This is a genomic window from Paenibacillus piri (assembly GCF_004354045.1).
Classification (GTDB): domain Bacteria; phylum Bacillota; class Bacilli; order Paenibacillales; family NBRC-103111; genus Paenibacillus_S; species Paenibacillus_S piri.
This window is the reverse complement of record NZ_SMRT01000006.1, coordinates 320,663-336,781: the sequence shown is the minus strand read 5'-3', so window position 1 is coordinate 336,781 and position 16,119 is coordinate 320,663. Positions and strand designations below refer to the sequence as shown.

At 53.3% G+C, this 16,119-nt stretch carries 14 protein-coding genes and 1 rRNA gene; 2 read left to right on the top strand and 13 right to left on the bottom strand.

The features are described from left to right. The 7 genes from E1757_RS15650 to E1757_RS15620 form a co-directional block, all read right to left on the bottom strand. Positions 1-171: ribosomal RNA gene (locus E1757_RS15650) — 16S ribosomal RNA — on the bottom strand; the annotation flags it as partial. 510 nt (positions 172-681) lie between these two features. After that, a complete protein-coding gene (locus E1757_RS15645) occupies positions 682-1,548 on the bottom strand; it encodes an inositol monophosphatase family protein (protein WP_133229650.1) in 867 nt (288 codons plus the stop codon). Positions 1,549-1,713: 165 nt separating this feature from the next. Continuing rightward, positions 1,714-2,484, bottom strand: a complete 771-nt coding sequence (fabI, locus tag E1757_RS15640) for an enoyl-ACP reductase FabI (protein WP_133229648.1) — start codon at positions 2,482-2,484, stop codon at positions 1,714-1,716. Between the two features lie 100 nt (positions 2,485-2,584). Continuing rightward, complete coding sequence (uvsE, locus tag E1757_RS15635) at positions 2,585-3,586, bottom strand: UV DNA damage repair endonuclease UvsE (protein WP_133229646.1); 1,002 nt, start codon at positions 3,584-3,586, stop codon at positions 2,585-2,587. A 130-nt stretch (positions 3,587-3,716) separates the two neighbouring features. After that, entirely contained in the window at positions 3,717-4,037 is a 321-nt protein-coding gene (locus tag E1757_RS15630) for a hypothetical protein (RefSeq protein WP_133229644.1), read from the bottom strand. Between the two features lie 107 nt (positions 4,038-4,144). Further along, on the bottom strand, positions 4,145-5,269 hold the full coding sequence (locus tag E1757_RS15625) for a D-alanine--D-alanine ligase (protein WP_133229642.1): 1,125 nt from the start codon (positions 5,267-5,269) through the stop codon (positions 4,145-4,147). Positions 5,270-5,397: 128 nt separating this feature from the next. After that, the gene (locus E1757_RS15620; RefSeq protein WP_133229640.1) at positions 5,398-6,417 is read right to left on the bottom strand and encodes an amidase domain-containing protein; all 1,020 of its coding nucleotides are present in this window, start codon (positions 6,415-6,417) and stop codon (positions 5,398-5,400) included. A 242-nt stretch (positions 6,418-6,659) separates the two neighbouring features. On the opposite strand from E1757_RS15620, the gene acnA reads away from it, so the two are divergent. After that, on the top strand, positions 6,660-9,365 hold the full coding sequence (gene acnA, locus E1757_RS15615; protein ID WP_133229638.1) for an aconitate hydratase AcnA: 2,706 nt from the start codon (positions 6,660-6,662) through the stop codon (positions 9,363-9,365). Between the two features lie 80 nt (positions 9,366-9,445). Here the strand turns inward: acnA and E1757_RS15610 are convergent, their stop codons facing one another. Continuing rightward, positions 9,446-10,189, bottom strand: a complete 744-nt coding sequence (locus E1757_RS15610) for an IclR family transcriptional regulator (RefSeq protein ID WP_133229714.1) — start codon at positions 10,187-10,189, stop codon at positions 9,446-9,448. A gap of 358 nt (positions 10,190-10,547) precedes the next feature. Between E1757_RS15610 and E1757_RS15605 the strand changes: the two genes are divergently transcribed. After that, positions 10,548-11,582: an alpha/beta hydrolase gene (locus tag E1757_RS15605; RefSeq protein WP_133229636.1), complete on the top strand. Its 1,035-nt coding sequence runs from the start codon at positions 10,548-10,550 to the stop codon at positions 11,580-11,582. A gap of 453 nt (positions 11,583-12,035) precedes the next feature. Here the strand turns inward: E1757_RS15605 and folE are convergent, their stop codons facing one another. The 5 genes from folE to queG form a co-directional block, all read right to left on the bottom strand. After that, entirely contained in the window at positions 12,036-12,626 is a 591-nt protein-coding gene (gene folE / locus E1757_RS15600) for a GTP cyclohydrolase I FolE (RefSeq protein ID WP_133229634.1), read from the bottom strand. A gap of 252 nt (positions 12,627-12,878) precedes the next feature. Next, positions 12,879-13,094 carry a YneF family protein gene (locus E1757_RS15595; protein WP_133229632.1) on the bottom strand — a complete coding sequence of 72 codons (216 nt, stop codon included), beginning with the start codon at positions 13,092-13,094 and terminating at the stop codon, positions 12,879-12,881. A 129-nt stretch (positions 13,095-13,223) separates the two neighbouring features. Continuing rightward, positions 13,224-14,255 carry an HD-GYP domain-containing protein gene (locus E1757_RS15590; RefSeq protein WP_133229630.1) on the bottom strand — a complete coding sequence of 344 codons (1,032 nt, stop codon included), beginning with the start codon at positions 14,253-14,255 and terminating at the stop codon, positions 13,224-13,226. 182 nt (positions 14,256-14,437) lie between these two features. Continuing rightward, positions 14,438-14,956, bottom strand: coding sequence for a methylated-DNA--[protein]-cysteine S-methyltransferase (locus tag E1757_RS15585; RefSeq protein WP_133229628.1), 519 nt, complete (start codon positions 14,954-14,956; stop codon positions 14,438-14,440). Next, positions 14,928-16,103, bottom strand: a complete 1,176-nt coding sequence (queG, locus tag E1757_RS15580; protein ID WP_133229626.1) for a tRNA epoxyqueuosine(34) reductase QueG — start codon at positions 16,101-16,103, stop codon at positions 14,928-14,930. Before queG ends, E1757_RS15585 begins: the two co-directional genes overlap by 29 nt. Positions 16,104-16,119: the final 16 nt, after the last annotated feature.

The following is a 16,119-nucleotide window of genomic DNA, read 5'->3' as shown; positions in this document are numbered from 1 at the left end:
ATCCGCTCTTAGCTATCGTTTCCGATAGTTATCCCGGTCTTACAGGCAGGTTGCCTACGTGTTACTCACCCGTCCGCCGCTAACTGTCCCCGAAGGAACAGTCCGCTCGACTTGCATGTATTAGGCACGCCGCCAGCGTTCGTCCTGAGCCAGGATCAAACTCTCCACGATACCCCAAAAAGTGAAGCGAACCTCCGTAGAGAATTCCGATTACTTTTCGGGGGCCCCACATTACTGAGGGGATGTAAAAAAGCTTGTCTTAAGCTCAAAAGTAATGCTAGCGAGAATTTGCATTCTCTTTTTTTAACACTCACTCGTTGTTCAGTTTTCAAAGGGCAATTATTGCGTCCAAGCCGCATTGTTGCTGGCTTTTCACGCCACCTCACTTATGATACCTTGTTTAGCGGCGACCTTTATAATATACCACATTCGTCTATCGAATTGCAAGAACTTTTTTTCAAAAGCTGCTTTTCATTCTTCAATGCTTACCGCGCCCTTTTGGGCCGGAAGAACAATATAGCACGGATAAATTCGAATTGCAAGGTTTTCGCAAATGAATTTTTTCCCTTCCGCCCTGAGACCTTTTATACTATACCCGTTTTCATAAAAAATAACAACCTCCGCTCCAACTCTATTACAAGTCGGAGGCAGAGGCTGCAGAATAAAGCTATGCCGTTCATTTTATACCTGAATTGCAACTGCGGAGGCAGCGTCGAGCTCGCTCAGAAATTCTTTGTGAATATGCCCGTTGGATGCGGCGATATTGCGGACGCTTAATGTGTAAGGGTTGCCTTCCGTATCTGTCACCTTACCGCCGGATTCCTCTACAAGCAGAGCGCCGGCCGCAATATCCCAGGCGTTCAAGCCGATCTCCCAAAACCCGCTCAGCCGGCCCGCGGCAACATAAGCCAAATGAAGCGCTGCCGAACCGGCCACGCGAATATTCCGCACCTTGGGACACAAAGCATTCAAGCCTTGCAAATTAACCGGAAGCGCACCGTTGCGATCGGCAGGCAGCCCTGTTGCGATGAGACTATCGATAAGCTTGGCCTCTTTGGACACGTTCATCGGCTTGCCTTTGACATACGCGCCCTTGCCTTTCTCCGCTACGAAAAGCTCGTTAGACATCGGATTGTACACGACGCCGACGATGACCTCGCCTTTGTAGGCCAAAGCGATCGATACGCTGAAAAAAGGAAATCCGTGCACAAAATTCGTCGTACCGTCCAATGGATCGACGATCCACAAATACTCGGCATCCTTGATCGCCTCCAGAGCCTTGCTGGAAGCGGCCGGACCGGGCTCGACCCCTTCTTCGCCAAGAATCGAATGATGCGGAAAATGGGTCTGAATCAAATTGCGAATCATTTTTTCGGCGCCTTTATCGATTTCAGTTACAAGATCCTGAGACGAATACTTCGTATGTAAGCTGTTAAAATCCCCCAACTTACTCTGGATCCACTCGCCTGCTTTCGATGCCGTATTTATAGCTACTGCCGTGAAGCTTTTGCTGCCGACAGTAAAGGATGGATTGTTCTGGTTAGACACTGCAATCAGTCCTTTTTCCTTCAATAATATGAATCTTTTTAACTAACCTCAGTATATTGAATATACGTTTCAAAAGCTACAGCGTTTCACCCAAAAAAAATTAGGGTTTAATACAAAAGAAAAAACATCCACCCGTTAAACCCGGATGAATGTTATTCAGTGGTTCTAGACGCCTACAATATGATACCCGTTATCGACATAAATCACTTCACCGGTAATGCCCCTCGATAAATGGCTCATCAGGAACATCGCCGTATCGCCGACCTCAGCAACCTCCGTCGTGCGGCGAAGCGGCGCTTTCTCCTCGACCGTGCGCAAGATCGAATTAAAATCTTTGATCCCTTTGGCAGCCAGAGTACGGATCGGGCCTGCGGAAACCGCGTTGACACGCACATTAAACTGCCCCAGATCATTCGCCAAATAACGGACGCTTGCTTCCAGAGCTGCCTTGGCTACACCCATGACGTTGTAGTTTTTCATTGCGCGCTCTGCGCCGAGATAGGTCATCGTCATGATGCTTCCGCCTTCAGTCATCAGCGGGTATAGTCTTTGGGCCACGGCAACGAGGGAATAAGCGCTAATATCTTGAGCCAATGCAAAGCCGCCGCGTGAAGTATCGACGAACAGCCCCTCCAGCTCCTCGGTTTTGGCAAAAGCAATGCTATGTACAAGCCCGTGCAGCACGCCGAAATGCTCTCTAACCGCACCGGCGAGCGTTTCAATTTCTTCATCCACCGTCACATTGCACGGTAAAATGATTGAATTCGGAATTGTGTCGGCCAGCTTGCGGACCCGCTCCTCAACCCGTTCGTTTTCGAATGTAAAAGCAAGGCGCGCACCCTGTGCCGCCAAGGATTGAGCGATAGCCCATGCGATACTGCGATCGTTGGCAACGCCCATGACAAGTATATTTTTACCGGCTAACAATTGGCTCATGAAAAAATCCCCTTCCCAATATAAAAATGAGGCCAAGCCTTCCGCCCTTACTCAAAGTACCCCATTTTTCCGAAATTTTCAAGCCAAGAAAATATTGTCCTCAAAGCTCGAACGAAGCTTGTCCCAATAAGCGGACGCCCGCTTCGCCGCGGATATCGTCCATCAGCTTGAGCAGCGCTTCATCTTTCTTTTTCGCTTCGATCATAATGTCGAGTCTTGGCGTTATTGCCACAATATTTTTCAAAAACCGCAGCAGCTCGGTGGCGTCGATATAATCGGCGTGACTGCGCACCTCTTTATCGCTTTTCGGGCTCGACACGTGGATTTTCGGCGGCAACGCCTTATCCTTATCCTCCATACCCTGCTCATGCTGCCCTTCCCAAGTTCGCAAAATCCGCGGCCATAAGGCGGCCGCATTCTCCCCTGCCTCCGTATCCGGATGATTCACGTTATGATGATGAACGTCGAGCACCATGGGCGCTCCCACTTCTTCGCAAATGTGCAGTGTTTCCGATGCGTTGAACGTTTTGTCATCGTTCTCCAGCGTCAACCTGCTGCGCAGCCGCTCCGGCAAGGCCAGGAAACGCTCCACGAACCGTCGTCCGGCCGTCTGCTTGCTGCCGTAGGTGCCGCCGATGTGGATATTGCATTTGGCCGATTCATCGAGCCCCATCGCCTCCAGCATCGCGGTATGCCGCTCCAAATCGAGAATCGAATTGCGCAGCACCTCGTCCCGCGGCGTATTGAGCACGGTAAAATGATCGGGATGAAAGCTGAGCCGCATTCGATGCTCGCGGGCGTATCCGCCCAGCTCGGCGAAGCTCTCCTTCAGTGCGGGCATCGGGTCCCACCCGTTCAGCAGCTCATGTCCGAGCAGCGGGATGAGTCTTGAGGAGCAGCGGTACAGTTGAATGTCGTAAGCGCGATTATGCTTCAAGAGACGCAGCGTATTATGAACATTTTCGGCAGCGATCCGCTCCAGCTTGCGAACCGCTGCCTCCCGGTCTTCAAGCTTGGCGAAGCTCGTCGCCGTCATTGTTTTGGAAGGAGACGCATTGCTGACCAGCGTGGACATCGCCACATAACCAAGCCGCACAATCATCGATTCGGCTCACACTCCCTTATCCTTGATTTGACCATAGGTTGTCCAAAAAAAAGAAAACATCCTCCCCTGCTGCTGTACAAGGAAAGATGTCTTCTCGCTTGCTTTACTTACGGTTTACGGCAATGACCTAGGATCGCTTCAGACCGAAAAACATTTCATGCGCCAACGCCGTTTGAATGCGCGACTCCTCTTCCGTCAGCCTGCGCACCAGCTCCATCTCGACCTGGGTCACTTCTTCGCCCTGAAAATTGATTTCGGCGATCGATGCGACGATTTTGACGATGGCAATCGCTTTATTTTCCGGTGTGTAAGCAATGACCATTTCGCCCGTAGGGAATACGCGGAAGCCCTTTTTCACCATTTTGCCCCGGCCGTATTCCAGCAGCTCGTACAGCTCCTGCTCGGATTTGAACTTGCACACGGAATTAAATTCGGTTTGAAACCCCATAAAGAAGCCTCCTCTCTAACGACGCTGCGGTTATTTCCTATTAATTAAGCATACGTGATGCGGAACAAGTTCGCAAGCCGCCGCGTTCCGCCTATAAACGTCGGACCTTATGCATCGAAAGAGTACTGCAGCCGCTGCTTGTCGGCATGGCGCTTGATCGCAAGCGTGATCAGGCTATCCAACAGCTCGCGGTACGGCTTGCCGGTTTCTTTCCATAGTAAAGGATACATGCTGTAAGGCGTAAAGCCCGGCATCGTGTTGATTTCATTAATAAAAATTTTGCTGTCTTCCTTGCGCAAAAAGAAATCGACGCGGGACAAGCCGGAGCCGTCAATCGCCTGGAAAGCGCGGACCGCCATTTCGCGGATCTGATCGGACAGCTCCTGCGGAATTTCCGCCGGAATGATCATCGACGATTTGCCGTCGATATATTTCGCTTTATAATCGTAAAATTCATTGGAGGAAACGACTTCGCCCACGACGGAGGCTTCCGCCTCGTCATTGCCGAGCACCGCTACCTCCACCTCGCGCGCGTTAATATTTTCCTCAATTATAACTTTCCGGTCGTACTGGAACGCCGCTTGAATGGCTTCAATCAGTTCTTCCCGGTTTGCGGCTTTGCTGATACCTACGCTGGAGCCCAGATTAGCCGGCTTTACGAAGCACGGATAACCGATCGACACTTCGACCTCCATAAGAAAAAAAGCTTGATCCTTTTCCCACTGCGTCCGGGTGAAATGCCGGAACACGCATTGCGGCAAGCCTTCCTGAGCAAATATTTTTTTCATCATGACTTTGTCCATCCCGACGGAAGACGCCAAAACTCCCGCCCCCACGTAAGCGATATTGGCCATTTCCAGCAGCCCCTGAATGGTGCCGTCCTCGCCAAAGGTACCGTGCAGCAGCGGAAACACGACATCGATCTGCTCCGTATCCGAACCCGCAGCGGCCGGGTTGGGGGAATCTGCAAGCTGGAGTGAGTTGAAGAAAGGCTGCAGCGCGAACGATTCGTTCTGCTGCTCGCCCTCGAACATCAGCTCGACGACGTTGTCCACGGGCCCTTGCAGCTGCAGACCGGAGCGCCAATCGCCTTGCTTGGTAATATAGAAAGGTATGATTTCGTATTTGCTCAAGTCAAAAGCTTTGATTACAGCCTTAGCGGTTTGCAGCGAAACTTCGTGCTCCCCGGATTTCCCGCCATAAATTAAGCCGATGCGAATTTTGCGGTTCATTGAATGACCTCCGAAATTAATGTTATGCGTATAATAGCGGAATCCCGAATCCGTATCATGTTAAGAAATAATTAGAATGAAGCATAATCTGTGAGAATCGGAAGAATACTTGCATCGTGAGCCCCGGACTAGAGCACGTCGTGAATATGTAGAAACCGATATTGCGTCCGCTCCGTCCATGCATGCGAATCCTTGTAGCTCCAATAACGGTGCTGGCTGCTGATTGTATGCGCGTTGACAAGCGGCATACCGTTCGCATCCTTGGCCGTCACAACCGTGCTGTGCCCGAACCTGCCGCTGCCGTCCCAGTCGTAGCCGATGACATCGCCAAGCTCAAGCTGATCGGCTTGCTCTACAGCCTCGGCCTGCAGACCGAAGCGGCTGTTCATCATATGCGTTTGCAGACTATGCGCGACAGCCCAGCTGTAGCTCCACAACTCCTGTCCGTTATACTTGCCCTTGTACCACCAGCCGGAATTCCTTTTTCCAGTATAGTTCATTGGCGCCCCGCCTGCAAAGAGGCACTGGGATACATAGTTGCTGCAGTCCACTTCAAATTCAATGTAAGCCGGATTGGCACTATCCCACCAGGCTTCGGCGTATTCGACGGCTTTGACCCGGTCATAGCCGACTTTTCTTCCGGCGGTATCCAAATAGGGCAAAATCGTATAGTTCAGATAAGGAAGCGACGGGGAATGCGTCCCGTAGTCGGGGTAATAGGCATCCTCTCCCGCTGCAGCCGGCGGGTAAGCCGGGACGGCGGAGCTCCGCTCTGCGTCAAGCTGCCGGATTGAAGTGATCTGCCACTTGCCTCCGTTATTTTGCAGTTCAACCCGTTCGGACGACACACGCTGCTCCTCCAGCTCGGTATGGCCGATGACGCCGACCGTATACCGCTTAAGACGGATGTCTGCGGCAATTTGCCCGTTCGGCAAACCGGTCGCCTGCAATATGGAAAGTCTGGTTTCATTTTTTACCGGGGAATAACGGCGGTCCTGGTCCGAGTGTGCTGTACGGGCTAACCGTTTAATTTCGTTTTGCAAATACTGCGTATCCGTGACGAAAGGCAGCAATGGCTCGACGGAATAATCCATGTCCATCTGATTTTTGTGGTGTACATAATCATAGAGTGTCGGTTTCCATGACATGTGTGTTTCCTCCCCGTTTTGGGTGAATGGCATACGTATACGACCGGTTCTCCGGCCCTGTACAGCGTTCGACGATTAATCCAATATATGAAGTTTTGCGGGCAAAAATGATTGAATTTAACCTTTACGAAGCGTTCGGCAGGATGTATACTTAGTGTATGGTAATTTTGAAATCGCGTTTCACTCTGTGAAACAATACGCATTTCATAGTTAAATCCATTTTTTGAGGAGGAAAAAAAACGATGGCTAACAAAGATCAGTACTCCGTTCGCAAATCGCTGGACGTTAGCGGTAAAACGTACCACTATTACAGCTTGCCCGGACTGGAGACGCAGGGCCTCGGCAATATTTCGGCGCTGCCTTTTTCCATTAAAGTGCTCCTGGAGGCGGCTGTCCGTCAATTTGACGGCAGAGCGATCACTTCCGAGCATGTCAAACAACTGGCTAATTGGGCAAAAGAGCGCGACGACAAGGAGATTCCTTTTATCCCTGCACGTATCGTGCTGCAGGACTTCACAGGCGTGCCTGTCGTTGTCGACCTTGCTGCCATGAGAGATACAATGAAGCGCTCCGGCGGCGATCCGAAACGGATCAATCCGCTCGTACCGGTGGATCTCGTTATCGACCACTCGGTTATGGTCGACGCTTTCGGTTCCCCTGACGCATTGGCGACAAACATGAATTATGAATTTGAGCGCAACGAAGAGCGTTACCGTTTCCTCCGTTGGGCCCAAACGGCGTTCGACAATTTCCGTGCCGTACCACCCGCTACCGGTATCGTTCACCAGGTCAACCTGGAGTATTTGGCATCCGTTGCCGCTACAAAGGTTGTAGACGGCGACACGGTCGTTTATCCGGATTCTTTGGTCGGTACCGATTCCCATACTACGATGATCAACGGTCTTGGCGTCGTCGGCTGGGGAGTTGGCGGTATCGAGGCGGAAGCCGGCATGCTCGGTCAACCGCTCTATTTCGTAATGCCTGAAGTTATCGGCTTCAAGCTGACGGGTACGCTTCCTGAAGGCTCCACCGCTACCGACCTGGCGCTGACCGTTACTCAAATGCTTCGCAAAAAAGGCGTTGTCGGCAAGTTCGTCGAATTTTACGGTCCCGGCTTGAGCAACATCAGTCTGGCTGACCGTGCGACTGTGGCCAACATGGCTCCGGAATACGGCGCAACGATCGGCTTCTTCCCGGTTGACACGGAGTCGTTGAACTACCTGCGCGGCACAGGCCGCGATGAAGAGCAAATCGCGCTTGTCGAAGCTTACTATAAAGCGCAAGGCATGTTCCGTACGGACGCTACGCCGGATCCGGTATTCAGCGATGTGATCGAGCTTGACTTGTCCGCTGTCGTTCCTAGCTTGGCCGGTCCGAAGCGTCCGCAAGACCGCGTTGAGCTGACCTCCATGAAGGAGTCGTTCAATACGATCATCCGTACGCCAATCGAAAAAGGCGGCTATGGCTTAAGCGAAGACAAAATCGCCGAAACGGTCGAAGTGAAGCATCCGAACGGCGACGTGAGCAAAATGGGCACAGGCGCGGTTGTCATCGCGGCTATCACCAGCTGTACGAACACATCCAACCCAAGCGTTATGCTCGGCGCCGGCCTGGTCGCGAAAAAAGCGGTAGCCCGCGGCTTGAGAAAACCGGCCTATGTAAAAAGCAGCTTGACTCCGGGATCGCTGGTCGTTACGGACTACCTGAAAAACGCGAACCTGCTGGAATCGCTTGAAGCATTGGGCTTCCACGTCGCAGGTTACGGCTGCGCTACCTGTATCGGCAACTCCGGTCCGCTGCCTGATGAAATCGGTCAGGCGATTGCCGACAACGATATGACCGTTGCTGCCGTATTGTCCGGCAACCGGAACTTTGAAGGCCGCGTCCATGCTCAAGTTAAAGCCAACTACCTGGCTTCCCCGCCGCTTGTTGTCGCTTACGCTTTGGCAGGTACGGTTAACATCGATCTGGCTAACGATCCGATCGGCTACGATCAATCGAATCAGCCGGTTTACCTGAAAGACATCTGGCCTTCAAACGCGGAAATTCAAGAAGCGATCGCAACGGCGATGGGCCCTGAGATTTACCGCGCGAAATACGCTAACGTGTTCCGTGCCAACGAACGCTGGAATGCGATCGACGTGCCGGAAGGCGAGCTGTACGAGTGGGATGAAAAATCCACTTACATCGCCAACCCGCCGTTCTTTGAAAACCTTGGCGCAGGCGTTGCCGATATGGCCGACATCCGCGGTGCAAGAGCTTTGGCTCTGCTCGGCGATTCCGTAACAACCGACCATATTTCCCCTGCGGGCAATATTAAAGTCGACAGCCCTGCCGGCAAGTTCCTGATCGAGCACGGCGTGAAAAAAGAGGACTTTAACTCCTACGGTTCCCGCCGCGGCAACCATGATGTGATGATGCGCGGTACGTTCGCGAATATCCGCATCCGCAATCAAGTGGCTCCCGGCACGGAAGGCGGCGTAACGACTTACTTGCCTACGGGCGAAGTCGAGTCCATCTACGACGCATCCATGAAGTATCAAGCGCAAAACACGAACCTGATCGTTATCGCAGGCAAAGAGTACGGTACAGGAAGCTCCCGCGACTGGGCGGCAAAAGGCACGTTCCTGCTTGGCGTTAAAGCCGTTATCGCGGAAAGCTTCGAGCGGATTCACCGTTCCAACCTGGTCGGCATGGGCGTTCTGCCGCTTCAATTCGTGGACGGTACCGGCTGGAAAACGCTCGGCATTACCGGAACGGAAACATTCGATATTACCGGCTTGACGAACGATGTTCAACCGGGCCAAAGAGTGACCGTTACAGCTACCCGCGGAGACGGAAGCAGCTTCCAGTTCGAAGCGATCGTTCGTCTGGACAGCATGGTCGATGTGGATTACTACCGGAACGGCGGTATTCTGCAAACCGTATTGCGTCAAATTATGGCTTAATTTAGCCCCCCCGTTAAAATCTTTAAAGAAAAAAGCATGGCCGCATCCGTCGATAGTCAGGGTGCGGTCATGCTTTTTTGTTATTTCAGCAGCATCTTGCCCATGCGGCGGGCCGCCTCCATCAAGATCGGCGCATGCTCCTTCATCTTCTCCAACGTCAGCCGGTTGGAGGGGCCGCTTACGGCCAGCGCGGCGACCAGCCGGTGCGCGCCGTTCATGATCGGCACCGCTACGGCTGCGGCGCCGGGCTCCCGCTCCTCGACGCTCGTCGCGTAGCCGAGCGTCTTCGCCTCGGCGAGCTGCTGCAGAAATGCGCTGCGGTCCAGGCCCGTCGGCCAGTCCGGGCCCATAAGCGCTTCCTGCACCGCCTGCTCGGCGAAGGCGACCAGGATCTTGCTCGAAGCGCCGACATACAGCGGCATTCTCGCCCCGATCGGTGCAACGCGGCGGATCGCCTGGTTGCTCTGCACCGCCTGCACGCGGACGCGCTCCATACCGTCGCGCACATACAGGCTGATCGTCTCGTCGAGCTCGTCGCGCAGACGCTCCATATCCGGCAGTAAAATAAGCGCCGGGTCGTCATCATGGGTCAGATTGGCTGACAGCTCCCAAATACGGAAGCCAAGCCGGTACTTGTCGGACGCCGCATCCCGCAGGACGAACCCTTTCCCCTCCAGCGAAGCCAGCAGCCGGTGCACCGTGCTCTTATGCAGGGAAACCCGCGCCGCGATTTCGGTTAAGCTCAAATCCGAGGAATCGGTAAAACAAAGCAAAATATCTAAAGCGCGTTCGACCGCGCGCACAGTCAGCTTGCCATCTTCCATCGCTAATTCCTCCGGATTCAGTTTCACTTGATGAAACTCAGTTACATATAGTATAACTCATACGAATAGTACCGTAAAGTATATTATTTTACCCCCTTCATTAATTACAAGCGTCTGCATGGTCCGGCGAAAAAGCAACGAACCGTTTCCTGAATACCCAGCTTATGCCTATTTGAAACGTCTTCTGTTACAGGTTGATTACAGCCAGTTTACATTTTCCTCCGCCCGATTGACGCATCTCCCGTCCGCGCCGTACTATAGAAATATAAGAAGCTTTACCGTCATACCGTCGACAATTTTTTTAATAATCGCCCCAATCCGACATCATATGACATCTTAGAATTTAGGAGGGATCAAGATGGAAACCGAACCGCTCACTTCCGTCCCGCTCAATACTGCTCAAGCTCAAATTGAAAACGCTATCTCGCGGCCCTCCGTTGCCCGCCGCAGACTTCGACAGCTGCTGGTCATTTTACTGTCGGCTTTACTGCTCTTGTTCAGTCTGATTTTGGGCTTTCATGCCTATATTGCTTGGACGCTGGCCCGTCCGCACATCGATCCGCTCCGCTCCAATCCAGAGCTGTCGATCGGCGCGCCATATGAAAATATTCAGTTTCCCAGCTTGAACGGCGGCTCCAACTTGTCCGGCTGGTTCGTCCCCGCCGAACGGCTGCCCGAGACGAGCAAAACAGTCATATTTTCCCACGGCTATGGCGGCAACCGCGAAGAAATCTGGGTTCCTATTTACAGCCTGGCCAAAGAACTGCATAAGCAAAACTACAATGTTCTGATGTTCGATTACGGCTATGTTCAACCTAAGGAGAGCGTCACCGGCGGCATACGCGAATCGCAGGAGCTTCTGGGCGCCGTCCAATACGCCAGGCAAAAAGGTTCCGGCGGCGTTTTCATCTGGGGCTTCTCGATGGGAGCCGGAACTGCACTGCAGGCCGCGTTGCAAACGAAGGATATCGATGGCATGATATTGGACAGCACGTTTATTCTTGAGCCGGATACGCTGTACCATAATATGAAGCAGGTCGCCAATTTGCCGAAATTCCCGTCCCAGCCGCTCGTCCACCTGTTCTTCCCGCTAATCAACGGTGTGAGCTTGAATCAGATTCCGTACGACAAGGTGAAGGAAGCCAAGTACTCCGTGCCGATCTTTTTCATCCACAGCAAAAATGACGAGCGCGCCCCATTCGAAATGGCGCAGGATATATTCCGCAATCAGTCTGATAACTCCGGCTCCCAGCTATGGCTGCTGACCAAGGAGAAGCACGAGCTTATTTTTAAAGGCAACAAAAAAGATTACTTGACCATGACGATGGGCTTCCTGAACGGTTTGTCCGCCGGGATCACTTCCGGCCCGCCGCGGATGGCACCAACGAACTGAGCGACCTTAATTGGCACAGCAAGTGCCTCATAACCTTCCCGCCTGCCACAGGTCGGGGAGGTTATTTTAGTTGATGCTCCCCGCGCCAAGCTGCGAATATACCGATTGTGAGGTCGCAATGCAGCATAAAAAATAGCAAAAGGACATCTTCCTTTTCAAGAAAAATGCCCCTCTGCCGCCCAATAAAATTAGTTAATCCGTTTATCCGATTACGACTTTATCGGGTTAAGACCCCCGCCTCTAAGGTGGGCCTTGAATCAGGTGTGGTAGAGTCCCATCTGATTCCCCGATGTTCAGCAAAGCTGAACGAGTTCACTAATTAAGCGCATAAATCACTGAAACCCACGTGAACGGGTGCTTGCCACAGCCGCTGCTGATTCCTCCATGATGTGTGTAAATCCGTGAATCGTTGAGCCTGCTGGCGACGGGATATCGGCAGCGTGGTGTATAGTATCAACCTTTAACGAGCGACAAAAACTCGGATCGGGACGCCGCATCCGTTCGGAACAAGCCGCGTACGGCCGATGTAACGGTTTTGCTGCCCGGCTTTTTCACTCCGCGCGCGCACATGCACAAATGCTCGCCTTCAACGACGACCATGCAGCCGTGCGGAGTCAGCTCCTGCTCGATAATGTCCGCAAGCTCCGAAGTAATCCGTTCCTGCACCTGCAGCTTGCGGGTCACCGCTTCAACGAGCCGTGCAAACTTGCTGAGTCCGGCTATTTTGCCGCTCGGAATATAGCCGATATGAATCTTTCCGAAAAATGGAGCCATATGATGCTCACACTGGCTGTAGTAGACAATATCTTTGACGATTACAAGCTCTTCGTGCTTTTCATCGAACGCTACGCCCAGTATGTCTTTGTAGTCTGCTTCGTAGCCCGCAAAAATTTCTTCATACATCCGGGTCACTCTGGCCGGCGTATCCAACAAGCCTTCCCGGTCAACGTCCTCGCCGATCAGGCGTAAAATTTCGCGGACATGTCCTTCGATAAGTTTGCGATTTTCATCGACACGGGTATTTTTGTATTCTTTTGCTGGCATGGTTTTACCTCCTCCAAGTTTCGCCTTAGCGAAACTGACTTCGTAAGCGTACGCTGAACTTTCCGTTAGGAAAGTTAGCTTCGTAAGCATTTACTTAGTTTCGCCTTAGCGAAACTGACTTCGTAAGCGTACGCTGAACTTTCTGATAGGAAAGTTAGCTCGTAAACTTATACCGACGCTTCTCCGGAATGATTCCGCCCACTCCCCACTCCGTTCATATTCACCGGACTTCTCGGGAACGGAACGCCGGCATTACGGACGGAATTTTTGTTTCTTCATCATTTGCTGCGCTTTGTTCAACTGCTGCTTATTCATGTTGTAGCCCATTTTTTTGGCCATTTCCTGCAGCATGGCAGGATCGCTCTGCATGCGCTCAAGCTGCCTGCGCAAATAATACACGCCGGCAAAAAAACCGCCAACGGCACCGACAAGCAGCGTTACGATCGGAATCGCGTAGTTCCACCACATCGTATGCTATCCACCTCATCCCGTAAGTTATCATTACAACATCATAGCAAATCGCAAGTCTGCACACAAATGCAGACTTTTGCCAAAACCGGCGCTTGCGCCTATATAATCGCTAATAAGCTTATTCGATCAGGCCAGCACGCTATCGATAAACACGGTCGTCCGCTTGGCCAGATCGATCTCGGCCACTTCCAGATCGGTACCGGACTCCGCTTTGACGACCCTGACGACCGGCCGGCCCGGGAGCCCCTTGTGCTGTCCTACGACGACGCCGGTTTCCTTCGTCGACAAGCGAACCGACGCCCCGGTCGGATAGATCGATACGGTGCGCAGGAAATGGATTACAATCTCGCGGTCCAAATGCGTGTCCGCCAATGCGGTCATATGCTCGCAAGCTTCATGCGGCAGCATCCGCCGGCCCAGCGACTCGTCAAATAACAGATTGTCGTATGTGTTGGCGACGGCGGTAATTTTGGCGTACAGATGAATTTGCTCGCCCTGCATCTGTCTCGGCGTTCCGCTGCCGTCCACCCGCTCGTGATGCTGGAAGGCAACGTGGGCGATCAGCAGGCTGAGCTCGCGTTTATTTTTCAACACCTCAAACCCACGCCACGTATGATGCAGCTTGCTATCCCCCGCCTCATCGTCCGTAATTTTCTCTACTTTGCCGATATCGTGCAGCATCGCCCCTATCGCCAGCTCGCGCAGCTGGGTCGCGGGAAGATCCAGCTGAATGCCGATCATCACCGCCATCATGCTGACATTAAGGGCATGAACGTACATTTCATTATCCTTCGTCCGAATGTCGGACAGTTGAACCAATACGTCCTTATTGCGCATGATTTCATCCAGCAAATTGTCTATGCTGCCGTTGAACGCGCGGGTGTTGAAATCTTTTCCCGAGCGGATCGAATCGAACGTTTCCCCCATGCGCTGGATCACGGCGCGCTTCGTCTCCTCGGATACAATGTCAACGATTTCAATATCTTCGAATAAAGGATCCTTGATATAGACCATGGTGACGCCGATGCGCTTTAATGTCGTGATCATATAAACCGTTAACTGAACCCCTTCCGACAGCAATATGGCGCCGTTTCCGGAAAAGATCGTTTTCCCCAAATGCTGCCCTTGCTCGACATGATCAATATGTATGTATTTCATCGGAATTCTCTCCTCGCAAGTGTTCGTTCGAAGCTGCCGCTGCCCGAAGCGGCGAGAATGTTGTATATCCAGATTAATCGGTCTGTCGGGAGAAGAGCAAGTCTCTCAAGTCCTATTCCGTCATCAATGCGGCTTGCGCCGCTATGCATGGAGGCGTGTCTTCCGGACTAGCGGCATCCCGCTTAATCCGGAGACCATCCTTCCAGCCGCAGCAGCCGTGTTTTCACGTCCAGCCCGCCGCCATAGCCGACCAATGCGCCGCCGGCGCCGATAACCCGGTGGCAGGGGACGATAACCGGAATCGGATTGCGGTTGTTCGCTCCGCCAACGGCGCGTACGGCTTTGGCGGAGCCGATCGCTTCGCCGATATCCTTGTAGGAGCATACCGCGCCATAAGGAATCCGGCACAGCGCCTGCCATACCTTCTGCTGGAAGGCGGTTCCCCGCATATCGAGCGGCAGCTCGAAGCCGGTTCGCCGGCCGGCAAAGTAGTGCCTTAGCTGGTCAGCCGCTTCCGCTAACGCCCCGGTTTCCTCGGGCCGCCACAGCCCGGTCTGGAGCCAACGTTCCGACCACTTTTGCAGCTTCGGTGCCGCAGCGGCCCACGTTCCGAATTCAACCCGGCACAGCTTGCCGTCCGCCGCTCCAAGCACCAGAGGCCCGATGGGCGAGTCAATCTCCATGCAGCTCACATGCGTCATAAGCCTTCTTCATCTCCTTGCGTACGATTTCATCCTGCTCCGCCGTCAGCCCCCTGCTTAATACCTCCGCGGCTTGGCTGCCTCCGATTCTGCCAAGCGCCCAGGCCGACGCGGAGCGGATTTCCGGCCGCTCGTCCCGCTCCAGCAGCTCAATGAGTGCCGGCACCGCGCTTTGATCGCGGAAATGGCCGAGCGCCAGCACCGCATTGCGCTGAATCGGCTTCTTGCCGCGCCAGGCGGCGGCGCTCGTGCCGAACCGCTCCTTAAACTCGCGGTTGCTCATATGAAGCAGCGGCAGCAGCAGCGGCTTGGCCTGTTCGGGATCCGGCTGAAGCTCCTCATGATGCGTCCAATTTTTCCCTTTGTTTTTGGGGCATACAATTTGGCATGTGTCGCAGCCGTACAGCCTGTTGCCGATTTTTTGCTTCAATGAATCGTCCTCGATATGCCCCTTGGTTTGCGTAACGAACGAAATGCAGCGCTGAGCATTGAGCTGGCCGGGACCGACCAGCGCCCCTGTAGGACAAGCGTCGATACAAAGCGTGCAATCGCCGCAGCTTTCCGTAACGGGCGTATCGGGCGGCAGCGGGAGATTCGTAATCATCTCGCCCAAGTAGACCCACGACCCGAACTCGGGCGTAATCACGGAGCAGTTACTGCCGATCCAGCCGATGCCCGCACGTTCGGCCACCGCCCGGTCGGACAGCGAGCCGGTGTCGACCATGCTCTCCATACGCGCTTCCGGCAGCCGCTCGCGGATCCATGCCTCCAGCCGCTGGAGCCTATTCCTGAGCACATGATGGTAATCCATTCCCCACGCGGAACGCGATAAAATGCCCCTGTATGCGCCCTTCTCGGAGCGCGGTGCGTCGTTAAGCTTGGACGGATACGCGACGGCTATCGAGATGATCGATTTCGGCTCGGACAAGCTGAGCGCCGGATTCGTCCGTTTATCCAGATCAGGCTCCTCAAAGCCCGATTCATAGCCCAGCTCGCGGTGGCGAACCAATATTTGCTTCAGCTCGACAAAAGGCTCGGCGCTTGCGATCCCGATTTTATCTATCCCCAGCTCCGCGGCGGCGTTCTTCAGCTCTCCCTTCAACTGATACCAATCGATATCGTTCCAGTCTGTTGAAGTACATGGCATCGCATATCTCACCTCG